Annotated in this window: 30 protein-coding genes and 1 pseudogene; 21 read left to right on the top strand and 10 right to left on the bottom strand. The window is 65.0% G+C overall.

Annotated features, from left to right (window positions below):
• Nucleotides 1-51 precede the first annotated feature (51 nt).
• On the top strand, nt 52-852 hold the full coding sequence (locus tag KK137_RS00325) for a DUF72 domain-containing protein (RefSeq protein WP_214533847.1): 801 nt from the start codon (nt 52-54) through the stop codon (nt 850-852).
• Nucleotides 853-895: 43 nt separating this feature from the next.
• Entirely contained in the window at nt 896-2,041 is a 1,146-nt protein-coding gene (locus KK137_RS00330; RefSeq protein WP_214533849.1) for a cupin domain-containing protein, read from the top strand.
• Nucleotides 2,042-2,055: 14 nt separating this feature from the next.
• On the opposite strand, the gene KK137_RS00335 is transcribed toward KK137_RS00330, so the two are convergent.
• Nucleotides 2,056-2,607, bottom strand: a complete 552-nt coding sequence (locus KK137_RS00335; RefSeq protein ID WP_214533851.1) for a pseudouridine synthase — start codon at nt 2,605-2,607, stop codon at nt 2,056-2,058.
• 344 nt (nt 2,608-2,951) lie between these two features.
• Here KK137_RS00335 and KK137_RS16865 point away from each other — a divergent pair.
• Nucleotides 2,952-3,122: pseudogene (locus KK137_RS16865) on the top strand (TonB family protein); the annotation flags it as partial.
• Between the two features lie 67 nt (nt 3,123-3,189).
• Here the strand turns inward: KK137_RS16865 and KK137_RS00345 are convergent.
• Both KK137_RS00345 and KK137_RS00350 read right to left on the bottom strand, forming a co-directional pair.
• Nucleotides 3,190-3,699, bottom strand: a complete 510-nt coding sequence (locus tag KK137_RS00345) for a hypothetical protein (protein ID WP_214533855.1) — start codon at nt 3,697-3,699, stop codon at nt 3,190-3,192.
• A 17-nt stretch (nt 3,700-3,716) separates the two neighbouring features.
• A complete protein-coding gene (locus KK137_RS00350) occupies nt 3,717-4,904 on the bottom strand; it encodes a hypothetical protein (RefSeq protein ID WP_214533856.1) in 1,188 nt (395 codons plus the stop codon).
• Between the two features lie 244 nt (nt 4,905-5,148).
• On the opposite strand from KK137_RS00350, the gene KK137_RS00355 reads away from it, so the two are divergent.
• Nucleotides 5,149-5,706, top strand: a complete 558-nt coding sequence (locus KK137_RS00355) for a PilZ domain-containing protein (RefSeq protein WP_338027889.1) — start codon at nt 5,149-5,151, stop codon at nt 5,704-5,706.
• A gap of 20 nt (nt 5,707-5,726) precedes the next feature.
• On the opposite strand, the gene KK137_RS00360 is transcribed toward KK137_RS00355, so the two are convergent.
• Together KK137_RS00360 and dapD are read right to left on the bottom strand one after the other, a co-directional pair.
• Nucleotides 5,727-6,062, bottom strand: a complete 336-nt coding sequence (locus KK137_RS00360) for a hypothetical protein (protein ID WP_214533858.1) — start codon at nt 6,060-6,062, stop codon at nt 5,727-5,729.
• A gap of 125 nt (nt 6,063-6,187) precedes the next feature.
• Nucleotides 6,188-7,027 (bottom strand): 2,3,4,5-tetrahydropyridine-2,6-dicarboxylate N-succinyltransferase, encoded by an 840-nt coding sequence (dapD, locus tag KK137_RS00365; protein ID WP_214533859.1) that lies wholly within the window; start codon nt 7,025-7,027, stop codon nt 6,188-6,190.
• Between the two features lie 383 nt (nt 7,028-7,410).
• Here dapD and KK137_RS00370 point away from each other — a divergent pair, with 383 nt between their 5' ends.
• Nucleotides 7,411-9,561, top strand: coding sequence for a S8 family serine peptidase (locus tag KK137_RS00370; RefSeq protein ID WP_214533860.1), 2,151 nt, complete (start codon nt 7,411-7,413; stop codon nt 9,559-9,561).
• Between the two features lie 44 nt (nt 9,562-9,605).
• Here the strand turns inward: KK137_RS00370 and gmk are convergent, their stop codons facing one another.
• Genes gmk through KK137_RS00385 form a run of 3 tightly spaced genes read right to left on the bottom strand, consistent with a single transcriptional unit; the run spans nt 9,606 to nt 11,245 of the window.
• Nucleotides 9,606-10,253, bottom strand: coding sequence for a guanylate kinase (gene gmk / locus KK137_RS00375; RefSeq protein WP_214533861.1), 648 nt, complete (start codon nt 10,251-10,253; stop codon nt 9,606-9,608).
• 43 nt (nt 10,254-10,296) lie between these two features.
• Nucleotides 10,297-10,701 carry a hypothetical protein gene (locus KK137_RS00380; RefSeq protein ID WP_214533862.1) on the bottom strand — a complete coding sequence of 135 codons (405 nt, stop codon included), beginning with the start codon at nt 10,699-10,701 and terminating at the stop codon, nt 10,297-10,299.
• A gap of 40 nt (nt 10,702-10,741) precedes the next feature.
• Nucleotides 10,742-11,245 (bottom strand): SspB family protein, encoded by a 504-nt coding sequence (locus KK137_RS00385; protein ID WP_214533864.1) that lies wholly within the window; start codon nt 11,243-11,245, stop codon nt 10,742-10,744.
• Between the two features lie 81 nt (nt 11,246-11,326).
• Between KK137_RS00385 and hisB the strand changes: the two genes are divergently transcribed.
• The 15 genes from hisB (at nt 11,327) to pal (ending at nt 21,145) form a co-directional block, all read left to right on the top strand.
• On the top strand, nt 11,327-11,920 hold the full coding sequence (hisB, locus tag KK137_RS00390) for an imidazoleglycerol-phosphate dehydratase HisB (RefSeq protein WP_214533866.1): 594 nt from the start codon (nt 11,327-11,329) through the stop codon (nt 11,918-11,920).
• Nucleotides 11,921-11,931: 11 nt separating this feature from the next.
• Nucleotides 11,932-12,561 carry an imidazole glycerol phosphate synthase subunit HisH gene (gene hisH, locus KK137_RS00395; protein ID WP_214533869.1) on the top strand — a complete coding sequence of 210 codons (630 nt, stop codon included), beginning with the start codon at nt 11,932-11,934 and terminating at the stop codon, nt 12,559-12,561.
• A gap of 49 nt (nt 12,562-12,610) precedes the next feature.
• Nucleotides 12,611-13,774, top strand: coding sequence for a glycoside hydrolase family 130 protein (locus tag KK137_RS00400; protein WP_214533872.1), 1,164 nt, complete (start codon nt 12,611-12,613; stop codon nt 13,772-13,774).
• 58 nt (nt 13,775-13,832) lie between these two features.
• On the top strand, nt 13,833-14,564 hold the full coding sequence (hisA, locus tag KK137_RS00405; RefSeq protein WP_214533873.1) for a 1-(5-phosphoribosyl)-5-[(5-phosphoribosylamino)methylideneamino]imidazole-4-carboxamide isomerase: 732 nt from the start codon (nt 13,833-13,835) through the stop codon (nt 14,562-14,564).
• Nucleotides 14,561-14,773: a hypothetical protein gene (locus tag KK137_RS00410; protein ID WP_214533875.1), complete on the top strand. Its 213-nt coding sequence runs from the start codon at nt 14,561-14,563 to the stop codon at nt 14,771-14,773. Before hisA ends, KK137_RS00410 begins: the two co-directional genes overlap by 4 nt.
• Nucleotides 14,770-15,528 carry an imidazole glycerol phosphate synthase subunit HisF gene (hisF, locus tag KK137_RS00415; protein ID WP_214533878.1) on the top strand — a complete coding sequence of 253 codons (759 nt, stop codon included), beginning with the start codon at nt 14,770-14,772 and terminating at the stop codon, nt 15,526-15,528. The genes KK137_RS00410 and hisF overlap by 4 nt, the downstream gene beginning before the upstream one ends.
• 83 nt (nt 15,529-15,611) lie before the next feature.
• Nucleotides 15,612-15,785: a hypothetical protein gene (locus KK137_RS00420; RefSeq protein ID WP_214533879.1), complete on the top strand. Its 174-nt coding sequence runs from the start codon at nt 15,612-15,614 to the stop codon at nt 15,783-15,785.
• A 51-nt stretch (nt 15,786-15,836) separates the two neighbouring features.
• Entirely contained in the window at nt 15,837-16,151 is a 315-nt protein-coding gene (locus KK137_RS00425; protein WP_214533881.1) for a phosphoribosyl-ATP diphosphatase, read from the top strand.
• Complete coding sequence (locus KK137_RS00430) at nt 16,151-16,528, top strand: histidine triad nucleotide-binding protein (RefSeq protein WP_214533883.1); 378 nt, start codon at nt 16,151-16,153, stop codon at nt 16,526-16,528. Before KK137_RS00425 ends, KK137_RS00430 begins: the two co-directional genes overlap by 1 nt.
• Before the next feature lie 93 nt (nt 16,529-16,621).
• Nucleotides 16,622-17,083 carry a YbgC/FadM family acyl-CoA thioesterase gene (locus KK137_RS00435; protein WP_214533885.1) on the top strand — a complete coding sequence of 154 codons (462 nt, stop codon included), beginning with the start codon at nt 16,622-16,624 and terminating at the stop codon, nt 17,081-17,083.
• Nucleotides 17,083-17,787 (top strand): protein TolQ, encoded by a 705-nt coding sequence (gene tolQ, locus KK137_RS00440; RefSeq protein WP_420829318.1) that lies wholly within the window; start codon nt 17,083-17,085, stop codon nt 17,785-17,787. The genes KK137_RS00435 and tolQ overlap by 1 nt, the downstream gene beginning before the upstream one ends.
• Complete coding sequence (locus KK137_RS00445) at nt 17,787-18,233, top strand: ExbD/TolR family protein (RefSeq protein ID WP_214533889.1); 447 nt, start codon at nt 17,787-17,789, stop codon at nt 18,231-18,233. The genes tolQ and KK137_RS00445 overlap by 1 nt, the downstream gene beginning before the upstream one ends.
• Before the next feature lie 68 nt (nt 18,234-18,301).
• Nucleotides 18,302-19,159 (top strand): energy transducer TonB, encoded by an 858-nt coding sequence (locus KK137_RS00450; protein ID WP_338027893.1) that lies wholly within the window; start codon nt 18,302-18,304, stop codon nt 19,157-19,159.
• Complete coding sequence (gene tolB, locus KK137_RS00455) at nt 19,156-20,550, top strand: Tol-Pal system beta propeller repeat protein TolB (RefSeq protein WP_214533893.1); 1,395 nt, start codon at nt 19,156-19,158, stop codon at nt 20,548-20,550. The genes KK137_RS00450 and tolB overlap by 4 nt, the downstream gene beginning before the upstream one ends.
• Before the next feature lie 85 nt (nt 20,551-20,635).
• Nucleotides 20,636-21,145 carry a peptidoglycan-associated lipoprotein Pal gene (pal, locus tag KK137_RS00460; RefSeq protein ID WP_214533895.1) on the top strand — a complete coding sequence of 170 codons (510 nt, stop codon included), beginning with the start codon at nt 20,636-20,638 and terminating at the stop codon, nt 21,143-21,145.
• Nucleotides 21,146-21,245: 100 nt separating this feature from the next.
• On the opposite strand, the gene KK137_RS00465 is transcribed toward pal, so the two are convergent.
• Nucleotides 21,246-21,413, bottom strand: a complete 168-nt coding sequence (locus KK137_RS00465; protein WP_214533900.1) for a hypothetical protein — start codon at nt 21,411-21,413, stop codon at nt 21,246-21,248.
• A 162-nt stretch (nt 21,414-21,575) separates the two neighbouring features.
• Between KK137_RS00465 and KK137_RS00470 the strand changes: the two genes are divergently transcribed.
• The gene (locus KK137_RS00470) at nt 21,576-22,109 is read left to right on the top strand and encodes a J domain-containing protein (protein ID WP_214533901.1); all 534 of its coding nucleotides are present in this window, start codon (nt 21,576-21,578) and stop codon (nt 22,107-22,109) included.
• 22 nt (nt 22,110-22,131) lie between these two features.
• On the opposite strand, the gene KK137_RS00475 is transcribed toward KK137_RS00470, so the two are convergent.
• On the bottom strand, nt 22,132-22,383 hold the full coding sequence (locus KK137_RS00475) for a hypothetical protein (protein WP_214533902.1): 252 nt from the start codon (nt 22,381-22,383) through the stop codon (nt 22,132-22,134).
• Nucleotides 22,384-22,421 lie beyond the last annotated feature (38 nt).

A 22,421-nucleotide genomic window follows, 5' to 3' on the forward strand; every position in this document is an offset into this window, starting at 1 on the left:
AACAAATCGCGGATCGCGGACTTCGGTTCCATTGTCGCGAAGGAGAGCTGGGTGATTCGCACCGGCATCGGCGGTTGGGTCTATCCCCCATGGCGCAAGGGTACCTTCTATCCCGAAGGGCTTCCGCAGAAGCGCGAGCTTGAGTGGGCTTCGCGCCAGCTCGGCGCGATCGAGATCAACGGAACCTACCACAGCCTGCAGAAGCCGGAGAGCTTCCGCAAATGGCGCGAAGCGACGCCCGATGGCTTCGTGTTTGCGGTCAAGGGATCGTCCTACGTCACCAACCGCAAGGTTCTGGCTTCGACGGGAGAGGCGATGGCGAGGTTTTTTGGCCAAGGCCTCGAGGAGCTTGGCGATCGGCTCGGCCCGATCCTGTGGCAGCTGATGGGCACCAAGCGGTTCGATGCCGAAGACATCGCGGCGTTCTTCGATCTGTTGCCGCGCGATCTGAAGGGTGTGCCGCTGCGCCACGCGATCGAGACCGGACATGAAAGCTTCGCCTGTCCCGAGTTCGTCGAACTGGCACGAGCGGCGGGCGTGGCGATCGTCTGGTGCGAACAGGAGAGCCGCACTCCGATCGCGGACCGCACCGCGGATTTCGCCTATCTGCGCTGCAAGAACCTCGATGCCGATCAGCCGACCGGCTATGCGCCCACCGACCTCGCGCGCATTGCCGGCCTGTGCCGAGGATGGGAGGCTGGCGAAGCGATCAAGGGTCTGCCCTACGCTGGCGATGCGGCGCAAAGCAGCGGCAAGGGCGGTGATGTTTTCGCCTTCATGATTAACGGCGCCAAGCACCGTGCGCCCGCGGCGGCCATGGCGCTGGCGGAGCTGGTGAGCGCATCAGACTAAGCTTTGCCTTGCGCCTGGCCGAGATACGGCTAGCCCCGCGCCAATGGAAATGACCTCATTCGACCACCAGCAATTCCTACGCGAATTCTGGCAGAAGAAGCCGCTCCTGATCAGGAACCCCTGGAAATCATGGAGCAACCCGCTCGAGCCTGACGAGCTCGCCGGGCTGGCTTGCGAAAGCGAGGTCGAGAGCCGCCTCGTCACGCTGGCCGCGGACAACTGGGAGCTGAAGCACGGGCCCCTGGCGGAAAGCCAGTTCGGCCGGCTGGGCAGGGCGCCCTGGACGCTGTTGGTCCAGGCGGTCGACCACCACGTTCCTTCAGTGGCCGCACTGCTCGAGCCGTTTCGCTTCATCCCGAACTGGCGGGTTGATGACGTGATGGTCAGTTACGCGACCGACGGTGGTGGGGTCGGTCCGCATTTCGATCAGTACGACGTGTTCCTGGTGCAAGGTCTTGGCAAGCGCCTCTGGCAACTGGGCGCGACGTGTGGCCCCGACGCTGAGCTATTGTCGCACGACGACTTGCGGCTGCTCGCGAATTTCGAGGCGACCGAAGAATGGCTGCTTGAGCCTGGCGACATCCTCTACGTCCCGCCGCGTGTCGCGCACAACGGCATTGCCGTCGGCGACGACTGCATGACCTATTCGGTCGGGTTCCGGGCACCGTCGCGGACCGAGCTGATCACCGATCTGGCCGAGGCCGTTGCGGCTGACCTCGAGGATGACGATCGCTACTCTGATCCGAACCTGACGGCGCAGGACAATCCCGGCGAGATTTCACCGGAAGCCATCGAGCACCTGCTTGGGATGGTTGCCGAACGAATGCTCGATCGCGACGCCTTCACACGCTGGTTCGCGGGATACAGCACCACGCCCAAGCGGCCCGAGATCAGCTGGCAGCCCGATGATCCCTTCGCAGTCGATGATGTGCGTCGCATCCTGGCCGAGCCCGCCCAACTGCTGCGCAATCCCGCCAGCCGCTTTGCCTTCGTTCGCCAGGAGTCAGGTTCGGTGCTGTTGGCGGTCGACGGCCACTGCTTCGACTGTGCGGGCGAGACGACCTCCTTCGCCGAGCGGCTCGCAGGGCAAGAGCGGGTATCAGTCGGCCCCGATGCGTCCGAGCCCACGGTGGAACTGATCACGATCCTGCTCAATCAGGGAAGCGTCGCTTTCGACGAGGAGGACTGAGGCAGCCCCGGCGCCTAGGACACCGCGATCTCCCGCCACTGGCCCGGTGCCAGGCCCTCCACCGTCAAGTCGCCGATCGACCATCGAACCAGCCTGAGCGTCGGGTGGCCCACAGCGGCGGTCATCCTGCGGACCTGGCGGTTCCGACCTTCGCTGATCGTCAGCTTGAGCCAGCTGTCGGGGATGGTCTTGCGAACCCGTATCGGCGGATCGCGTGGCCACAGGTCCGGAGCCGGAATGCGGTCGGCCTTGGCGGGCCGGGTAGGACCATCCTTCAGCTGGACCCCCGCGCGCAACTGGTCGAGATTAGCGTCGCCCGGCTCCCCTTCGACTTGGACGAGGTAGGTCTTCGGCATCTTGAAGCGGGGATCAGCAATCCGCGCCTGCAGCCGCCCATCGTCGCACAGCAGCAGCAGGCCTTCGCTGTCGAGGTCGAGCCGTCCGGCGGGATAGACGCCGGGCAGGTCGATGAAGTCCGACAGCGTTCTGCGAGCCGCATCGAGGCTGCGGTCGGTGAACTGCGACAGCACGCCATAGGGTTTGTTGAACAGAATCAGCCGGGCCACGTGTCGAGGATCCTTGGTCTGCTATCCGCGAGTAAGTTGACGCTTTTGGGGTGACGGGGTGACACTGTCGTGCGCCATTTGCGCAAAAGTGTCACCTTGCCGATTTTCCGCAGAAAACCGCCAATATTTCCGCCAACTTGCATCGACGAGTGTAACCTTTGGGCCTCTTGCCATTGTCGCAAGCTGACAGTTTTTCGCGCTTGGGCGACAGTCCACGAAGAGTATCCAACATTGGGAAAGAGCCGGAATCACCCTGGACCAGGGGCGGGCCTGTAGGAAAGTGTTTTCCGCGACTTCCGGCCCGGAGCCCCCCTTGCGAGGGTGGATGATGCGCTGTCGATGCGTCCGGCAAACCAACCCGCTGCAGTGTCGTGACCTCAAGTGGTCATGCCTCTTTGGACAAAGCGGCCTGTCACGGCTTCCAAGGTGTCCGTTACGATCCTGCCCGGGATGAGCAAGGAAACGCAGTTCCTGGGACCTTTCGCACTGCCTGGGTGTGGAGCCTTAAACGGTAGGCGGTCAGTCCACCTCGCAGTTGGAATGCCAGGCTGGAGCCGGAGCGGTGAATGGCACCCCAAACCCTCAAGCCGAGTTCGCAGGCAAGGGTGAACCCGATCCGCTGCGGACGATCCAGTCGTCGATCTTGCGCGCGATCGGTTCGACAGGGGCCTTTCCCGATCCGCCGTTGGCGATGCTGACCGCAAGGTTTCCGCGCGCGAAGGTCAGCGCGACCGCCGCGGCATAGGAGAACGCCACGTCGCCGGGCGCGTCTTGCAGCTGATGCACTTCGGGGGCCTGCATGTTGCCGAGCAGTTCGAGCAGCACCTCGTGCGCCGCCTCGCGCGAAGGGCATTCGCGGATGTCGAGCAGCAGCAGTGCGTCGGGCTTGTCGGGCGGGGTCCACGAGGCTCGCAGCAGCCGGGTGCCGTCGCCCGGGTCGATCAGCCGCACCCGTCCCGCGTCGAGGCCGGGGATCAGGTCCCAGGGCAGCGCGACGTCGTGCAGCTCAAGATCCTGTTCCAGCCGGTTGGTGCCCTTCCAATCATCGAACCCGAACCGTTCGCGGAGAGCTTCATATTGCTGCGTGACCATTTGCGCTCCTCCGATAGTCAGAACACGCTGCGCCGGACACGCGTCGAGGGTTGCGGGTCGCAGTTGCCCGAGGGCGAGAGTTTGTCGCGATAGTCGCCGCTGCCCGGCGTCCCGAAGACCATGTTGGCCGGCAGAAGGGGCGTGTGCGGGGCGCTTGTGGGATCGGCGTCGCCATCGACCTGCAGGCAAGCGTCGTAGACGCGGTCCGCCGCTCCGCAGGCATCCTTCCACGGGATTTCGTGATAGCTGAAGCCGGACCAGCCGCAGGCCGTCTGCCAGGTCGAAGATCCGATCGCGAGCAGGGGATTGAGCTGGAAGCCCCAACCCATCCGCGATTGCCAGAGATCGCAACCAAGGGCGTTGGCGAAAGTGGAGACGAACGTCGCGCAGTCGGTGCAGTTGACGTACTGGCCGCGGCCGGGGCCTCCGGCGATCCGTTCGAGGAACGCCGTGCAGTCGAAGTCCGGATAGGCATAGCGCGTGCTGCCGCCGCCAGGGCAGTCATACTCTATGACCGAATGGCCGAGATCGTAGACCATCTGGGTGATCTGGCCGGCGGCGGTGTCCCGGTCGACCGCGCCGAACGCCCAGCCGCAGGCCTTGTCGAGCACTTCGGTCCAGGGAAGCTGGGTGTTGGAAGAGGCATAGGGAGCCTGCTGCCAGGGTGCCGTCGGAGTTTCGAGCAGCACGTAGATCCGGTGGTTGGAGGTATCGAAATCCTTCCAGGGCCCGCGCTTGCGCCGGTACTGCCAGCGCCACGAGGTGATGCGAATGCCCACGCCGACCTTGTGCAGTCTCGTCTTGCGCAGTTCGAACGTCTCCCAGCTGCTCAGGCCTGGACCGTTGAAGTCGACATGCCGCGCCTTGACCTCTCCCAACACGTTGCCGAACAGCGCCCGGAACAAGCGGAGCAGCCAACCCAGACAGCCTGAAGGTCCATGACCTCGGATCGTCGCGTCGATCGCTCGAATTCGCACGCGGGCAGGCTTGGAGGTCCAGCGAAAGCGCGCCTGGATCGTCAGCGTGTGGCCGGCGGTTTCTTTCTTGACGTAGGCCGCGGGCGAGTCTTCTGCATTGACGCTGACACCGGCCCGCCATTCGGGGACCGTGACGAAAGTCGTGCCGTTTCGCCGGATATTAATGGCGTTGTTATGAACGGTGTTAGGATCGTGGTTGAACTTGATCGCATCGAGCCTCAGGGGCATTTTGCATCTCCCCGATCGCAGCGTTCTATTCAGGTTATATTGCCATAAACTTGCTATTTTAACAACGAGTGCCGGGCCGGTATTTGAAACAACTCGTCCCGTATGAAGCATTTGGAGTACTGGTGCGAAGCGGGGCCTAGGCTCGCCCGGGCAAGTCGCTCGCTGAATACGTGATTTTACCTATATCATTGAGAAGGTGACGCTTACCATAATCGCCTACGCGGGTGATGGGAGGTCGTTAGACGTGGACGCACAACGAGATGGGAAGCGCGCTCATTCGCGAACCAGTATGTTCGTGCTCGCCACCATGGCCACTACTTCGGCCTCTGGACCCATCAAGATCAGGAACATGTCGGCCGGCGGGGCCCTCATCGAAGGTGAGTCGCTTCCCAATATCGGGGAACACTTGAAGCTGGTGCGCTCTGGTCTGAGCGTCTCCGGCAAAGTCGTCTGGCGCCAGCCCCGGAAGGCCGGCATGTGCTTCGATCGCGAAGTCCAGGTCTCCGATTGGCTCCCCGCTGGAAGCGGCACAACGCAGCAGGATGTGGACCGGATAGTTCACGAAGTGAAGGAGGGCAGGGTCGACACCAAGCCTGAGCCGCGGACGGATCTCGAACCGACGCCGATCACGGGTACGGACTTGATGAACGTCGCCGTCGCGATCGAGGCGCTGGCCGATGCGTTGGCCGAAGACGGCTCTGTCGTGGCCAAGTATGCCACCCAGCTACAGATTCTGGATATTGCTTCGCAGGTCATGCGCAAGATGGCCGAACCTCGGCCGGCCGCTGCTGCGGGCGCCTAGGGCTGGAGGGGCTCCCGGGGTCAGTTGCCGGTATTGGCTGTCGGTGAAGGGGCGGGTTCCGCCTGGTTCTCGACGGTGGGAAGCGGGGCTGAGCCGACGTCGCCCGCCTTCGGCGCTTGCAGCTTGTCGGCGTTATCGCTCACTATACTTTCGGTCGAGCTACCCTGAGCGGCCTCTGAGTATTCGACGTTCTGCGGGCCTGGGCCACGGGTGGCGGCGCCGGTAATCCAGATTAGCGAGAGCAACACTATCGCTGCGAAAAGGCTCAGAATCAGGATCCAGCGGACGATGTGCGGCGTCGACCCTGCCCGTGCGGCATCGGTCTCGGCGTGGATTTCGTCTTGCTCGTTAGCCATTCACGGCCTCCCGTTCCGCCCGCACGCGAGCGGGACCACCGGGAAACTACGGTTCGGGCCAGAGAATGTTCCGTTGGAGGCGGCCGGGAAAGTCCTCGAACTTGCCCGGCTACCCGGCCATGCGCCTAGTCGCGCAGCAGCTCGTTGATCCCGGTCTTGGAGCGCGTCTGGGCGTCGACGGTCTTCACGATCACCGCGCAATAGAGCGACGGGCCCGGGGTGCCGTCGGGTAGCGGCTTGCCCGGCAGGTTGCCCGGTACGACGACCGCGTAGGGCGGCACCACGCCCTGGTGGACCTCGCCGGTCGCCCGGTCGACGATCTTGGTCGAGGCGCCGAGGTAGACGCCCATCGAAAGCACCGCGCCTTCGCCCACGCGAACGCCCTCGGCCACTTCGGCGCGCGCACCGATGAAGGCGCCGTCGCCGATGATCACCGGCCCGGCCTGCAGCGGCTCAAGCACGCCGCCAATGCCTGCACCGCCGGAGATGTGGACGTTCTTGCCGATCTGGGCGCAGCTGCCGACGGTGGCCCAGGTATCGACCATGGTGCCTTCGTCGACATAGGCGCCGATGTTCACGAAGCTCGGCATCAGCACCACGCCCTTGGCGATATAGCTGCCACGGCGGGCCACCGCACCCGGCACCACGCGGAAGCCGGCGTCACGGAAGCGGTTCTCGCCCCAGCCGTCGAACTTGCTCGGCACCTTGTCGAACGCAGGGGCTCCGGCCGCGCCGCCTTCGATGAGATGGTTGTCGTTGAGGCGGAAGGACAGCAGAACCGCTTGCTTCAACCACTGGTTGACGCGCCAGCCGCCTTCACCGTCGGGCTCCGCCACGCGGGCCTTGCCGCTGTCGAGCAACTCGAGCGCGGCCTCGACCGGCTCGCGCACCTGGCTGCTGGCCGGCGTGACATTGGCACGGTCTTCCCAAGCCTGGGCGATAGCTTTCTCGAGGTCGGCGGACATGGTATCTCCTGTGTGGGCCATGGGTCGGGGCCCGTTGCGCTTGCGCCGCTAGCTTCGCGAGGGGGGAGGGGCAAGGCGCGATAGCAAATTCTCTCGACCCGATGACGACTTTCACGCGGGGTGCCACTTGTCCCCGGGCGGGTCACTGGGCGGGTAAGATGTTGGTGGCGAAAGAATTTTCTCGAGCAACTCCACTGGTCTTGGTCTTGGCGCCCGTCGGACTCCTCGCAGCCTGTGGGGGAGGATCGGGAGGGGGCCCGATCAGTACACCGCCACCGATCGTGGGGCCAACTCCGTCCCCCACTCCAGCGCCGAGCCCGACCCCTACACCCGCGCCTGCCCCGACCCCGACGCCGGCCTCCGGTTTGCCGCCGGCCCAACCGGTGCCCACGGCATTCAATACCGCCGAATTCCGGCGCTCGGATGGGCCCGTCGCCCATAACGCGGCCACGGCCTGGGGCGGCGGGAGTACCGGCAAGGGCGTTACGATCGCGTTCGTCGACACCGGCATCGACGTGGACAACCCCGAGTTCGCCGGGCGGATTTCGCCGCTCTCCAAGGACATCCTCAATGCCGGCCGGGATATCTCGGGTTCGGACAATCACGGCACGCGGGTGGCGACTTTCGCCAGCGCCGCCCGGAACGACAGCGGCGTCGTCGGGATCGCCTATGACTCGACGATATTGGCCTTGCGGACCGACGACGTGGGCTCTTGCGTACCGGGAAGTTCGGGCTCGGCTTCGGGCTGTCTCTTTTCGGATGGCGCCATCGCCGACGCGGTGACCTATGCCGCCGACAACGGAGCCAAGGTCATCAACATCTCGCTCGGAGGGGACGGCGCCACGGCGCAAGTCCGTAACGCCGTCGCCGCGGCCGCCAACCGCGGGGTGCTGATCGTCCTGGCGGCTGGGAACGGCGGAGAGGACGAGCCCGAAAGCTTCGCCACGCTGCTCGACACCGCGGCCGCTGGCGGGGTTATCATCGTGGGTTCGGTGGACGCCAACGGAGCCCTGTCCAGCTTCAGTAACAAGGCGGGTGCGCAGAACAGCCATTACATGGCCGCTCTCGGAGAGGACGTCTGCTGCGTCTACGAGAGTGGGACTGCCTATCTTCTGTCCGGCACCAGCTTTTCGACGCCCCAGGTGTCGGCCGCCGCGGCCCTGCTGGCGCAGGCCTTTCCCAACCTGACGGGGCGCGAGCTTGCCGAGATCCTGTTGAGTTCGGCGTATGATGTGGGCGCGCCTGGAACTGACGCGGTCTTTGGCCGCGGTATCCTCGACATTGCCAAGGCGTTCCAGCCCATCGGCACCCTGTCGCTGGCAGGCAGCGGCGCCCCGGTCGCGCTGGCCGACGTGACCGGAGCGGGGGCTTCGGCGATGGGCGACGCGTTTGCCACTGCCGCGCTTCCGGCGATCGTGCTCGATAAATATCGGCGAGCGTTCGAAACCGACCTCGCAGGGACCTTGCGCGGCGCCCGGCCCGCCGAACGACTCCGCAACGCCGTAGGGGGGCAGCAGAGGCAGATTTCGCTGGGCTCGGCGAAGATTTCGCTGGCCTTTTCGATCGATGCTTCGGACCCCCACCTCGGGTTACGGCAGGGTGATCTGCATCTCGGCATCGAGGACGCCGAACAGGCCAGAGTTCTCGCCGCGCGAGTCGCCACCCGCCTCGCCCCCGACCTGGCCATGGGCTTCGCCTTTGCCGAAGGGGCGAACGGGCTGGTCGCGCAGCTGCAGGGGCAGGATCGACCCGCGTTCATGATTGCCCAGGAAGCAGCCGGCGACACCGGTTCGCTCAACCGGAGCGATGTCTCTTTCGCGCTGCGAAAGCAGCTGGACGGCTGGGGGCTGACCTTTGCTGCCGAGCGCGGCGCAATCCTGAGCGGAGCGGAGATCCGCCGCGCCTACGAGATGCGCGGACGGCAGCTCGAAAGTGGCGCTTCGACTTATTCGGTCGCTTTCGACCGGCGCTTCGGTGACCTCGACGCTTCCCTGGCGCTTTCGTTGCTGGCCGAGGAGCGGACTCTCCTGGGCGGTCGGTTCCACGATGCGTTCGGCCTGGCAGGCGCGGATACGATCTTCCTTGATGCTCGGCTCGGCTGGGAGCTTGCGGCCGGCTGGCGGCTGGGCGCGGCCCTGCGTCACGGGCAGACCAAGGTGCATTCGGGCGGGCTGGTCGCTCGCGGCTCGCCCATTTCGAGCACGGCGTGGTCTTTCGATCTCGAGCGGCGCGCGGTCGTTGCTGAGGACGATGCGCTGGGCTTCCGCGTCTCGCAACCGCTCCGGGTCGAGGCGGGTGCGCTCAACCTGCTCCTTCCGAGCAGCTACAGCTACGAGACGCTGCTGCCAGGCTATGCCGTTCGCGAACTCGGCCTTTCGCCTACGGGTCGGGAACTGCTGGTCGAACTGGCCTGGCGAGGATTCCTGCTGGAGGGCAGCGCCGCGGTGAGCCTGTTCTATCGTGCCGATCCCGGTCACTACGCGACGCTGCCCGACGACACAGGCGCGGCTGTTAGGTGGTCGCGGGAGTTTTGATCCTTGCCGCGAAGGCCCTCGGCTTCTGGAAGAGGGCCGGGTAACTAACGCGTCAGTTCGCGAACGAAGTCGACCAGTCCGGTCTGCCGCGCACGCCGTAGGCGTTCGGCTTCGAGGATGGTGCGGACTCGCTCGAAGCAGCCGTCAATCTGGTGATTGACCACGACATAATCGTAACCATCCCAATGGCTGATCTCCGCCCGCGCCCTGTCCATTCGGCCGGCAATGACCTCGTCACTGTCGGTACCCCGGGAGCGCAAGCGCGCTTCGAGTTCGGCAATGCTCGGCGGCAACAGGAAGACGGAAACGACGTCAGCCCCGGCCCGCTGCGAGAGTTGCTGGGCGCCCTGCCAATCGACGTCGAACAGAAAGTCGTGCCCGCTCTCCAGCCCTTCGCGGATCTGGGCGCGGGGGGTGCCGTAGCAATTGCCGAAAACCTCGGCCCATTCGAGGAAGGCGTCGGCGTCGACCATCTCACGGAAGCGAGGCAAGTCGGTGAAATGGTAGTCGTACCCGTCGACTTCGCCCGGGCGCATCGGCCGGGTGGTGACCGAGACCGACATGCGCAGGTTGGCGTCTTCGGCCAAAAGCTTGCGCGCTATCGTGGTCTTCCCCGCACCCGAGGGGGAAGACAGGATGAGCATCAGCCCGCGACGAGGGTGAGAGGGAGAGTGGGAAGTCGAATCCGCCATGTGCGCTGTTGGCGCAGCGGAGGAGGGGAAATCAAGTCCGGCGTTAGTCTTCGGCCTTCGCAGCCTGGTCCGACAGCGTCTTTTCACCACGCCGGCGCGCTTCCCGGCGGCTGTAGCCGCGATCGAATGCGGTCTTGGCCAGAAGCGCCCCGGTCACGGCCAGCAGTCCCGGTATCGATTTCGACGCGACCCGCGCGGCACCAGTCGCGGTCATCGACTTCACCATGGTGCGGCCCTTGACGATGTCGGAGGCCTTATCCGGCTCGTAGCGCATCCCGAGCATGGCCTTCTCGATCTGGCGGCCGACAATCATGACGATGCCGCGTGTGGCGATATCCCAGATCAGGATGTTGGTGGCCGGATTGGTGCTGGGTCCGGGAACCTTGGCGATGGTACCCTTGGCCTTCCTGGCGGCCCTCTTGATCCCCTTGGGTGCCTTCACGCTCATGCGCCAGCTCCTTGGCTGCGCGGGCTTGAACCGGCGCGCGTTATTTCTTGCGGCCGAAATCGACCGTTACGACGTTTGACCCATCGTCGGGCGCGGCGGCATCAGGCTTGCCGTCCGCGTCGGGAGTATCGTTCTCGGCGTCCTCGTGCGCGGCGGGCTCGATGTCGGTGACGGCGGCCTGGAACTGGAGTCCGAAATCGACCGCGGGATCCACGAAGGCGGTGATGGCGGCGAACGGAATGACCAGCTTGGCCGGAATCTGGTTGAAGCTCAGGCCGACGGTGAACTCGTGTTCGTCGACGGCCAGGTCCCAGAACTTGTTCTGCATGACGATGGTCATCTCGTCAGGGAACCGTTCTTTCAGGTGCTGGGGAATGTTGACCCCGGGGGCGCCGGTCTTGAAGGTGATGTAGAAGTGGTGGTTGCCCGGAAGCATGCCGCCCCCGCGCTCGACCGAGCCGAGCACCCGGCCAACCACGGCGCGCAGGGCCTCCTGCACAATCTCGTCGTAGGGTATCAGGCTGTCAGGCGTATCTTCACTCATGCCCTTTTACGTGGCGAGCGCTCGCCGCCGGGTCAAGCGCGAATGCTTGCGCGCGTCGGTTCGTCGCGTATAGCGCAGCCCATGCGCACCGGCAGTGTAGCCCGCAAGACGGCAGAGACCGACATCTCCGTAGAGGTTAACCTCGACGGGACGGGAACCTATAACGTGTCGACGGGGATCGGCTTCCTCGACCACATGGTCGAACAGTTCAGCCGCCATTCCCTGATCGACGTGACGCTCAAGGTCGCGGGCGACCTGCATATCGACCAGCATCATACGACGGAAGACAGCGCCATCGCCCTTGGGCAGGCGCTTTCGGACGCGCTTGGCAACAAGGCCGGGATCGGCCGCTACGGCATGGCCTATTCGCCGATGGACGAGACGTTGGCGCGCGTGTCGCTCGATATCTCGGGCAGACCTTACCTCGTGTGGAAAGCCCGCTTCACACAGGAAAAGCTGGGAGAATGGGATACCGAGCTGATCGAGCACTGGTTCCATTCGGTGGCTCAGGCCGCCGGGATCACGCTGCATGTCCAGCTGCTTTACGGCCAGAACAACCACCACGTGTGCGAGGCGATCTACAAGGGCTTTGCCCGCGCGATGCGCCAGGCGGTCGAGCTCGATCCGCGCAAGGGCGGGGCCATCCCGTCGACCAAGGGGCAGCTCGGGGGCTGAAGCGCGATTTTATGGCTGAAGCCATTGCTCTGATCGATTACGGCGCCGGCAACCTTCACTCGGTCCATAACGCCCTGAAGGCGGCGGGGGCAGAGCACGTGGCTGTGACCGCTGATCCCAACCTGGTGCTTGGCGCCCGGCGGATCGTGCTGCCGGGTGTGGGCTCATTCAAGGCCTGCGCCGATGGCCTGCGGGCCATGCCGGGCCTGGTTGAGGCGCTGGAGGAGCGAGTACTGCGGGACGGCGTTCCCTTCCTCGGCATTTGCGTGGGAATGCAATTGCTCGCGTCGAGCAGCTTCGAGCACGGGGAGCACCCCGGCCTGGGCTGGATCCCCGGCGAAGTAAGACTGATCGAACGCACCGATCCCGGGATAAAGGTCCCGCACATGGGCTGGAACGACGTTTCGCCAATGGCTCATCCCAACGGTGCCACGCTGATCGAGCCGGGCGAAGCCTATTTCCTCCACTCCTACCATTTCCGGCCCGAGGACGGCCACGACGTAGCGGCGATGACCGATCACGGTGGCGGCCTCGTTGCCGCGGTCGCCCGCGACAATATCGTGGGGGTCCAGTTCCACCCTGAAAAGAGCCAGGCTTATGGCCTCGGGCTGCTGTCCCGCTTCCTCGAATGGGATCTCTGAGAGGGAACCTCAACTGATCCGAGGCGTCTCCGCTGGATTGGAGGCGCCCATGACAGAAGCGGATCGGAACCTGCACCGAACGCCATTTGCCGAAGACCGGTTGGTCATCACTCCCAACGACATCGACCTTTCTCGAGGCCCGCTTGCCGGGCACATCGACTGCGAGACTTACGTCCTCGGCGCGTTCAATCCGGGCATGACCCGGCTGCCCAACGGCAACCTGCTTCTGATGGTGCGGGTGGCGGAGGCTCTACGAAAGCCGGTGTTCGACGACGCGGTCCATGCGATCCGCTGGGACGAAGGGCGCTACGTGCTGGACGCGTGGCCGCTAGGGCTGTGCGACACCTCGGACCCGCGCAAGTTCATGCTCCACGGGCAGGGCTGGCCGATCATGGCGCTGACCTCGCTCTCGTGGCTGCTGCCGGTAGAGGTCAGCGCAGACGGGCTCGACCTGGTTCGCTACCACTATGACAAGGCGATTGCCCCGCAGGGCAGTTGGCAATGCTACGGGATCGAAGACGCGCGGATAAGCAAGGTCGGCGATCGCTGGCTGATGACCACCTGCTCGGTCAGCCCGGAGCGGCACTCGACCACGCTTTATTCCTCGCGCAATGCGCTCGACTGGAAGTTCGAGGGTATCGTCCTCGATCACCAGAACAAGGACATGTTGATTTTCGAAGGCAAGGTGAGCGGGAAGTACTGGGCGCAAACGCGTCCGCTTGGGCAGCTGTTCTTCGCCTATCCGCCGGGCAGTCCTTATCACGCGGGCCCGTCGATCAATCTCGCCACCAGTCCCGACGCGTTGCACTGGATGCCGTGCCTAGAGCCGCACATCCGCCCCCATTCGGGCACCGCATCGACCGCGCGGATCGGTGGGGGTACGCCGCCGATCCTGACCACGGTTGCCGGCACGCGCGGTTGGTTGTCGCTGTGGCATGGGGTGGAGCCGAAGCAGCTTGTCGGCATCTATCGCACGTATTGGTCGCTGCTCGATCCCGATGAGCCGTGGAAGGTCATCGCCACCAACCATTCGCCGCTGATCGAGCCGAATGCTGGACTGACCGAGCCGATCAAGGACCAGATGTATCTCGACGACGTGGTCTTCTCGACCGGGATCGTCGAGGCGGAGGATCACTTCATCGTGGCGAGCGGGGAGGCGGACCTGGCATGCCGCGTCACGCACGTGCCCAAATCGGCGTTCGCGCCCTCTTAGCCCCCTCCCCTGGGGAGGAGATTGCGCCGGTAGAGCTTTCGCACTACTCGCGCCGGCGATGATCGTATTTCCTGCCATCGACCTCAAGCAGGGTCAGGTCGTGCGCCTGGCCGAAGGCGACATGGATCGCGCCACCGTCTACGGTGACGATCCGGCCGCGCAAGCCATGCTGTTCTCGGAGGCGGGGGCGCAACATCTCCACGTCGTCGATCTCGACGGCTCCTTCGCCGGACGGGCCGAGAACCGCTCTGCGGTCGAAGCGATTGTCGCAGCGTTTCCCGGTTATGTGCAACTCGGCGGCGGCATCCGTACGCGCGAGGCTGTCGAGGGCTGGTTCGACCTTGGCGTGGCGCGAGTGGTCATGGGCACCGCGGCGCTCAAAGACCCGCAGTTCGTGAAGGACATGGCGGCCGAGTTCCCCGGCGGCATCGTTGTCGCGGTGGACGCTCGCGACGGGATGGTGGCGACCGAAGGCTGGGCCGAAGTCTCCGACGTGCCGGTCGAGGACATGGCCCGACGGTTCGAAGACGCCGGGGTCGCTAGCCTTCTTTTCACCGACATCGGCCGCGACGGCCTTCTCACCGGCTGCAACATCGACGCGACGGTGGACCTTGCCAGGCGCACCAACTTGCCAGTCATCGCCAGCGGCGGCGTGAAGGGTCTCGACGACATCCGCATGCTCGCTCTCCATGCGGACGAGGGCATCGAAGGGGTGATCACGGGGCGGGCGCTCTACGACGGTCGACTGGACCTGGCGGCGGCGATCGCGATGGCGGGCTCAGGGCGATGATCTTCGTCATCGTAGGGATCGTGGCCGCCGTCCTGATCGCTCTCGACGCGCGCAAGAATATCCGCCTGGGGTCCGCGACGACGCTATTCGGTACTTACTCCAAGGTGGAGCGTCCGACGGCTTTTCGGATCATCTGCGGCGTGAAGTTGTTGATGAGTGTCACATTGCTTGGGCTAGCCTCGATCCTGATTGTCAGGAATTCTGCATGACCGTCCGCGTCCGCGTCATCCCGTGCCTCGACGTGGCCGATGGCCGCGTGGTGAAGGGCGTCAACTTCGTCGACCTGAAAGACGCCGGCGACCCCGTTGAGCAAGCCAAGGCCTACGACGAAGCCGGCGCTGACGAGCTCTGCTTCCTCGACATCTCCGCCAGCCACGAAGGGCGCGGAACGTTGCTCGACATCGTTCGCCGCACCGCCGAGGTCTGCTTCATGCCGCTGACCGTTGGCGGCGGGGTGCGTGCGGTCGAGGATGCGCGCGCGCTGCTGCTGGCTGGCGCGGACAAGGTGGCGGTGAACAGTGCCGCCGTGGCCCGGCCCGAAGTGGTTTCGGACATCGCCGAACGATTCGGCAGCCAGTGCATTGTCGCCTCGGTCGATGCGCGCTGGAGCCACGACCACTGGGAGATTTTCACCCACGGCGGCCGGCGCGCGACCGGGATCGACGCGATTGAGCATGCCGTTCGCCTGGCCAAACTGGGTGCAGGCGAGCTGCTCGTGACGTCGATGGACGGCGATGGAACCCAGCGCGGCTACGACCTCAAGCTGACCCGTGCGATCGCCGACTCGGTCTCGGTACCGGTGGTCGCCAGCGGCGGGGTCGGCAACCTGCAACACCTCGTCGAAGGGGTCATCGAAGGCCATGCCAGCGCGGTGCTCGCGGCCTCGATCTTCCACTTCGGCACCTACACGATCGCAGAGGCCCACGCGGCGCTGCGGGCGGCGGGGTTACCGGCGCGGGGTTAACCTCAAATCGGCGGACGGTCCCGGCGCGGGACATATATCGTCGGCGCGGTTGCAAACGCGGCTCCGGCGTTCATGGCCGGGGCATGGTCTCACGTTTCCTCCTCTTCGTTATACTCCTGACCGCCGCGGCTCCCGCCGTGGCTGCCCAGGAAGCGTCACTGGTCTCCGGCGCGTCGCATTTCACCCTGTTCGCCCTTGGTGTCCTCGGCCTCATCATCGGTCGCAAGGCGGCGATGCGCGACAGCGACCAGGACTGAGCGCCAAGCGCCTCACTTGACGCAAGCGGCCGGCTTGCGCATGCCGCGCCAATGGACACTCTGGCCCGCCTCGAACGCACGATTGCAGAACGCCGGTCGGCGGCGGACGAAGGCAGCTACGTTGCCAGCCTCCAGGCTCGGGGACTGCCGGTCATGGCCCGTAAGCTTGGGGAAGAAGGCGTGGAGACGGTCATCGCCGCCCTCTCCGGCAGCCGCGAGGACCTCGTGGGTGAGTCCGCCGACCTGCTGTTCCATCTCCTGGTCTTGCTCGCGGAAAAGGGTGTGCCGTTCAGCGATGTCCTGAACGAGCTGGAACGCCGGGAAGGGACTTCGGGCCTTGCCGAAAAAGCCGCGCGGGGGGCCTGATGCCGATCGACGCGACCCTGGCCTACGATGACCAGAACATCTTCGCCAAGATCCTGCGCGGGGAGATCCCGTGCAACAAGGTCTACGAGGACGAGTGGGCTCTCGCCTTCCACGACATCGCGCCCCAGGCGCCGGTGCATGTGCTGGTAGTGCCCAAGGGCGCCTATGTGAGCTGGGACGACTTCGCCGCCAAGGCTTCGGCGGAAGAGATCGCCGGGTTCGTGCGGGCAATAGGGCACATTGCGCGGGAAAACGGCTTGGTTGAACCGGGCTACCGCGTGCTGGCCAATGTCGGCGCCCATGGTGGGCAGGAAGTGCCGCATCTCCACGTTCACCTTTTCGGCGGACGCCCCCTCGGACCGATGATCGCGCGCTAGGCACAGTCCGCCACCCCGCGTTGGAGAATACCCGGGAATAGTCCTCCGAAGGTTGCAACCCGAGTCGCGGGTTGGCTAAGGCCTTCCCGGACGATGGTTAAGACGCTGCCCCCTCCTCCCTCGGGCCTGTTCCAGGGCCCGCAGCACCTGTTCCCGGTGCGTGTCTATTACGAGGACACGGACCTTTCGGGGATCGTCTATCACGCCAATTATCTGCGTTGGTTCGAACGGGCCCGCTCGGACATGCTCCGGCTGCTCGAGGTTGACCAGCGCGGTGCTGTCGAAGCCGGGGAGGGGGCCTATGCCGTCGCCGACCTCGCGATCCGTTATCTTGCCCCCGCACGCCTTGACGATGCGGTGATCATCGAAACGACCGCAACCGAGATCGGTGCGGCAAGCGTACGCCTGCTCCAGCGGGCGACGCGAGAGAAAGACCTGCTCGCGGAAATGTCTGTTCGGGTTGGATTCATCTCCCCTGATGGACGACCGCGCCGCCAGCCCGCTCCGTGGCGGGCCGCCTTCGAAACCGTACTTGCCCCGAAAGACGCTGCATGATCCTGCTTTCGACCCTCTCTTCCACAGCTGCCACTGCGCCAACACGGCTCGATCCGGTGCAATTGTTCCTCGATGCCGACATCGTGGTGCAGATCGTCATCGCCGGCCTCGTGCTGGCGAGCATCTGGGTGTGGATGATCATTGTCTCGTTTTCGCTGCGTATCTCCAAGGTCCGGCGTCAGAGCCGCCGGTTTGAGGAAGAGTTCTGGGATGCAGATCAGCCTGACGCGTTGGTTTCGCGAAAGAAGAAGCAGGACAACCCTTCTATCCGTGTGGCCGCGGCTGGGCTCGAAGAACTGCGCAGCTCGACCAAGGACGGCTTGCGCAATCGCGATGGGACAAAGGCGCGTATCGCGCTGATCATGGAAGGCCAGGTCGCGACCGAGGCGGATGCCCTTGCGGACAGGCTCAACTTCCTCGCCACCACGGGTTCGGTTGCGCCTTTCGTGGGCCTGTTCGGCACGGTGTGGGGCATCATGAACAGCTTCTTCCAGATCGGGATGGAGCAGAACTCTTCGCTCGCCGTGGTAGCGCCGGGCATTTCGGAAGCGTTGTTCGCGACGGCGATCGGTTTGTTCGCGGCCATCCCCGCCGTCATCGCCTACAACCGCTTCAGCCACCGCGTGAATGCCTATGAGGCCCGGCTGCAACGTTTCGCCGACCAGGTCCACGCCCAGATCGGGCGCGAGCTGGAACGCTCCTGATGGCAATGGGCCTTCACGCATCCTCGCGCCGCCGTGGCCGTTCGGGCCGCCGAGCGCCGGTGGCGGAGATCAACGTGACTCCGCTCGTCGACGTCATGCTGGTGCTGCTGATCATCTTCATGGTCACCGCGCCAATGCTGGCGAGCGGCGTGCCGGTGGAACTGCCCGACAGCCGCGCCAACGCGCTCGATCAGCAGCCGGACCAGGTCACGATCTCGATCGACCGCCAGGGCTTCATCTTCGTCGACGATTCCCCGGTTGAGGAAGGCCGCTTCCCCGAAGCGATGGAGCGAGTGAACTGCAGCCGTCCCGACGCGCCGCTGATCACCCTGCGAGCGGACAAGTCGCTCGACTATGGCCGCGTCATGGCGGTGATGGGCGAACTCAACCGTGCGGGATGCAATAGCATCTCGCTGGTCACCCAAGGTTCAGTTGAGGCTCCATAGCCCAGGCAATGATGGGGCCAGCTACACATCTATCTCGCGAAGAGCGCATCGGTCTCGGCATAGCAGCCGTGGCCCATATCGCGCTCGTCGCGGGACTGTACTACAATGTGCAGGACGACCCCACGCCGCTGCCGATCCCGGAGCGGATGACGGTCAGCCTGGCTGACCAGGTGAGCCTTGAATCGACCGCGCCGGATGCCGTGCCGGAAGTCCAGGCCGCCGTCGCGCCCGTGCTTGCGCCAGAGCCCGCGCCGGTCGTTGAGCCGGTGCAGGAGCCGGTTGTCGCGCCTCAGCCCAAGCCGACAGCGCGGCCGGTTCCGCCACCGCCCACGCCGCGCCCTACCGCCAGGCCGACGCCCAAGCCCGCGCCCACGCCAACGGCACGGCCTTCGCCCCGGCCGACCAGTTCAGCCCGCCCGACGCCCGCGCCTTCCGCGCGCCCAGCACCTGCGCCATCGGCGCGCCCGTCGGCAGCCCCTTCGGCCCGCCCCACAACTGCGCCCACGCAGGCCAATCGTGGGGGCGGAAGCCGGCTCGGTTCCGACTTCCTTGCGGGCGCTGGAGCGAGCCAGAGCGGAGCGACCCGCGGAACACAGGCAGCCGCTTTTGGCGCCGCAGAGCAGGCGTCGCTGCAGCAGGCGATCAACCGCCAACTCGGTCCCAACTGGAGCGCGCCGCAGGGTCTCGATGCGGAGAAACTCGTCACGGTTCTCGTCTGGGAACTCAACGAGGATGGCAGCCTGAAGGGCAGACCCCAGCTGGTTAGGCAGACGGGAATCACCGATTCAAATCGGCCACAGGCCGCGCTGCACGCGGAACGCGCGATCAAGGCGGTACAGCTAGCCGCGCCGTTCGACTTGCCCAAGGAATTTTATAGCAAATGGAAGCGCCTGACATGGACGTTCGACAGAAGGCTTGGACCATGAACATCCGCACACTCTTCCTCAGCGTGGGCCTCTGTGTCCTCGCCGCTCCGGCGTTCGCCCAAGATGCCGGCCAGGCTCCTGCGGGTGCTCAGCCCGTCGAGGTACCCAACCTTGAAGACGAAGGTCTGGTAGGCACCGTCACCGACGAAAGCGCCTGGCAGGATCTTGGCATCGCCATCCCGGCCTTCGCCACCAACAGCAACCAGCCCACGGCCGCCAACGCGCAGGGAACTGGCGCGCTTGGACTCGAGCTTGGACGCGTCGTCTACAACGACTTGCGCAACAACGGCCTGTTCCGCCCGGTGGGGCCCGACGCGCTGCCGCGTCCGGCCTATCCGGAGATCACCGCTCCGACTTGGGGCGCGTGGCAGGGACGCTCGGCCGAGATGCTCGTACAGGGCTACGTGCGCGCCAATGCGGATGGTGGGCTGACGGTCGGCTGTTACCTCTATGACGTGCAACTGCAGCAGGAGCTCGTCCGCGAAGGCTGGGTGGTCACAGCAGCCGACTGGCGCCGCGCCGCACACAAGTGCGCCGACCTCGTCTATTCGCGCCTCTCCGGCGAGAGCCCGTTCTTCGACAGCAAGATCGCCTATATCGCGGAGACCGGCCCCAAGGGTAACCGCGTCAAGCGCCTGGCGATCATGGATTCGGATGGGGCGAACCATCGCTTCATCACCAACGGCCAGGCAACGGCGCTCACGCCGCGCTATTCGCCCGACTATTCGAAGATCGTCTACCTAAGCTACCTCAACGGCTATCCGCGCATCTTCGTCTACGACATCGGAACCGGACGGCAGACGCTGGTGACCGAAAGCCAGAACCCGACGATGGCGCCGCGCTGGTCGCCGGACGGCAAGTGGATCCTCTATTCGATGGCCACGGGCGGCAACACCGACATCTATCGCGTCTCGGCCTCCGGAGGCGGCACCAGCCAGCGGCTAACCGACACCCCGGGCATCGACATCGGTGGTTCCTATTCGCCCGATGGCTCGAAGATCGTGTTCGAAAGCGACCGTTCGGGCAGCCAGCAGATCTATGTGATGGACGCCGACGGCGGCAACCAGCGGCGGATCAGCTTCTTCGGAGGCCGCGCGGCGACGCCCGAATGGAGCCCGCGGGGCGACCAGATCGCCTTCACCCACATTGCCGGCGACCTCCGCGTCGCCGTCATGAGTCCGTCCGGCGGCGGCATGCGTTACCTGACCAATAATTGGCAGGACGAGGCGCCGACCTGGGCTCCCAACGGGCGCATCGTGCAGTTCTTCCGCACGGCGCCGAACAGCGGCGAAACCTCGATCTGGCAGGTCGACCTGACCGGCCGGAACGAGCGCCGCCTCAATACTCCAGTCGGGGCATCCGACCCCGCCTGGGGACCAGTCCTGCCATAGGGTCAGGGTCCTGACCCTGAATACCAACAGACGTTTCCGTATCGGGTCGCACCGAAAGAGAAGTTATCCAAGGAGGAGAATAGACATGAACAAGACCGCAATCGCCGTGACCCTTGCGAGTGCGCTTGCCTTGTCGGCCTGTTCGAAGAAGGCGCCCGAAGAACTGCCGCCACCGCCGCAGACCACCACGCCGACCCCCAGTGGTCCGCCGCCGCAGACCGGACCGATCCCCGGCTCGCAAGCGCACTTCGCGCAGGCGATGCAGGGCCGCGACACGATCTACTTCGACACCGATCAGTACAACATCGATCCGGAAGATCAGGCGGCACTGCGCCAGCAGGCTCAGTACATGCAGCAGTATGCCGACATTCGCGCCACGATCGAAGGCCACGCCGACGAGCGCGGCACGCGCGAATACAACCTCGCTCTGGGTGAGCGCCGGGCCACTGCAGCCCGCAACTACCTCGTCAGCCTGGGTATCTCGCCGGACCGTCTGAACACGGTCAGCTACGGCAAGGAACGCCCAATCGCGCTGGGCTCGGACCAAGCCTCGTGGGCCCGCAACCGCCGCGCGGTGACGGTTATCCTGAACTGAGGTCTGTGAGTTCCGCTCTCCCCCTTCCGTTTGCGGGAGGGGGAGGGTTCTCAGGTGTTACGATGCAAGTTGAGTCGCCTGATCCGCCGCAGCGACAGAGTCAGTCGAAAAGCGGCAGTTCAGCCGAAAAAGAAGGCGCGGCGAGTTCGATCGTGGCGCCCTTTTCATGATCCAGGCGTTCAATGCCAGCCTGGGCCGGACCGAACAGGGCCAGCGCCGAAAGAGCGAACACGGAAAAAGCCGAGGCCACGGAAAGCTGCTTGGACATAATCAATCTCTATTCGGAAACTGGCGCTATACGTAGCGAATATCCGTCTATATTGCAACGCAGCATATCCGGACCGCGGTCAATGAATCCTGCGCGGCAACGCCTATGCGGCATGGCCGGGAGCGCCTATAGTGAAAAGATGCTGTCGGTAGAGTTAATATCGTGAGCCGTTCGACCCGCTCCCTTGACTGGGGCTTTCCTCGCTGGCGCAGCTACGGCACCACGCGTGAGGCGGCCAAGGTTCGCCTGTGCGACAGGCATGGCTGCGACGAGCCCGGGAACTGCCCCGCCCCGAAGGCGCCGAACAGCCCCGAGCGTTGGTATTTCTGCCAGCGCCACGCCGCCGAATACAACTCCAAGTGGGACTACTTCGAAGGCCTGGAAAAGGCCGAGGCCGAAGAGCGCGCGGGTGCCGAGGAGCGCACCAATTCCGCTTATGCTTCTGCCACGTACTACGGCTGGGGCGGATCCGGCGACGGCAGCCGCAGTGCCGACGAGATGCGCGCGCTCGAAGTTTTAGGGCTCGAAGTCGATGCGGACTTCGAAACGATCAAGAAAGCCTGGCGCGCGCGGGCCAAGGAACTCCACCCCGACGTCAAGCCGGGCGACGCTGGAGCGGCAAAGGAATTCCAGGCCTGCCAGGTCGCCTATGAAGTGCTGCGGCAGGCCGAAGAACGGCGCGAGTGGCGAGGGTAGGTTAACCCTCGCCTGCCGAGCGTCAGGGACTTACCGCGGCATCGTCGTTGCCGGTTCCCACCAGGACGGCCAAAAGCACGGCCATAACCGCGATCAACGGGATAACGAACCCGCCGCCGCTGAGGAGGCCGTTGCCACCCAGGCTTTCGGCCTCTTCAACTCCCGCGCCGGTGCGAGCGATCGCGCCCGAGCCGTCGGCAGCCTGCGCCACGACGGGTGAACCGGCCATCGAGACCGCGGAAATCGCGACCAGAACATACTTGCCCAATCTCATGGACTTGCCTCCACTATCTGAGCCGTCCCCTTATGCCC

Origin of the sequence: Croceibacterium selenioxidans (assembly GCF_018599195.1) — a bacterium.
Classification (GTDB): Bacteria; Pseudomonadota; Alphaproteobacteria; order Sphingomonadales; family Sphingomonadaceae; genus Croceibacterium_A; species Croceibacterium_A selenioxidans.

Excerpts from the sequence above, each read along its gene's own strand:
- pal (WP_214533895.1), top strand. The coding sequence starts at position 20,636 with ATGAACAAGACCGCAATCGCCGTGACCCTTGCGAGTGCGCTTGCCTTG.
- KK137_RS00420 (WP_214533879.1), top strand. The coding sequence starts at position 15,612 with ATGGTCTCACGTTTCCTCCTCTTCGTTATACTCCTGACCGCCGCGGCT.
- KK137_RS00430 (WP_214533883.1), top strand. The coding sequence starts at position 16,151 with ATGCCGATCGACGCGACCCTGGCCTACGATGACCAGAACATCTTCGCC.
- KK137_RS00385 (WP_214533864.1), bottom strand. The coding sequence starts at position 11,245 with ATGAGTGAAGATACGCCTGACAGCCTGATACCCTACGACGAGATTGTG.
- KK137_RS00465 (WP_214533900.1), bottom strand. The coding sequence starts at position 21,413 with ATGTCCAAGCAGCTTTCCGTGGCCTCGGCTTTTTCCGTGTTCGCTCTT.
- KK137_RS00410 (WP_214533875.1), top strand. The coding sequence starts at position 14,561 with ATGATCTTCGTCATCGTAGGGATCGTGGCCGCCGTCCTGATCGCTCTC.
- hisH (WP_214533869.1), top strand. The coding sequence starts at position 11,932 with ATGGCTGAAGCCATTGCTCTGATCGATTACGGCGCCGGCAACCTTCAC.
- KK137_RS00435 (WP_214533885.1), top strand. The coding sequence starts at position 16,622 with ATGGTTAAGACGCTGCCCCCTCCTCCCTCGGGCCTGTTCCAGGGCCCG.
- KK137_RS00360 (WP_214533858.1), bottom strand. The coding sequence starts at position 6,062 with ATGGCTAACGAGCAAGACGAAATCCACGCCGAGACCGATGCCGCACGG.
- hisA (WP_214533873.1), top strand. The coding sequence starts at position 13,833 with ATGATCGTATTTCCTGCCATCGACCTCAAGCAGGGTCAGGTCGTGCGC.
- KK137_RS00400 (WP_214533872.1), top strand. The coding sequence starts at position 12,611 with ATGACAGAAGCGGATCGGAACCTGCACCGAACGCCATTTGCCGAAGAC.
- gmk (WP_214533861.1), bottom strand. The coding sequence starts at position 10,253 with ATGGCGGATTCGACTTCCCACTCTCCCTCTCACCCTCGTCGCGGGCTG.
- hisF (WP_214533878.1), top strand. The coding sequence starts at position 14,770 with ATGACCGTCCGCGTCCGCGTCATCCCGTGCCTCGACGTGGCCGATGGC.
- KK137_RS00345 (WP_214533855.1), bottom strand. The coding sequence starts at position 3,699 with ATGGTCACGCAGCAATATGAAGCTCTCCGCGAACGGTTCGGGTTCGAT.
- KK137_RS00425 (WP_214533881.1), top strand. The coding sequence starts at position 15,837 with ATGGACACTCTGGCCCGCCTCGAACGCACGATTGCAGAACGCCGGTCG.
- KK137_RS00330 (WP_214533849.1), top strand. The coding sequence starts at position 896 with ATGGAAATGACCTCATTCGACCACCAGCAATTCCTACGCGAATTCTGG.
- KK137_RS00445 (WP_214533889.1), top strand. The coding sequence starts at position 17,787 with ATGGCAATGGGCCTTCACGCATCCTCGCGCCGCCGTGGCCGTTCGGGC.
- KK137_RS00475 (WP_214533902.1), bottom strand. The coding sequence starts at position 22,383 with ATGAGATTGGGCAAGTATGTTCTGGTCGCGATTTCCGCGGTCTCGATG.
- hisB (WP_214533866.1), top strand. The coding sequence starts at position 11,327 with ATGCGCACCGGCAGTGTAGCCCGCAAGACGGCAGAGACCGACATCTCC.
- tolB (WP_214533893.1), top strand. The coding sequence starts at position 19,156 with ATGAACATCCGCACACTCTTCCTCAGCGTGGGCCTCTGTGTCCTCGCC.
- KK137_RS00380 (WP_214533862.1), bottom strand. The coding sequence starts at position 10,701 with ATGAGCGTGAAGGCACCCAAGGGGATCAAGAGGGCCGCCAGGAAGGCC.
- KK137_RS00350 (WP_214533856.1), bottom strand. The coding sequence starts at position 4,904 with ATGCCCCTGAGGCTCGATGCGATCAAGTTCAACCACGATCCTAACACC.
- dapD (WP_214533859.1), bottom strand. The coding sequence starts at position 7,027 with ATGTCCGCCGACCTCGAGAAAGCTATCGCCCAGGCTTGGGAAGACCGT.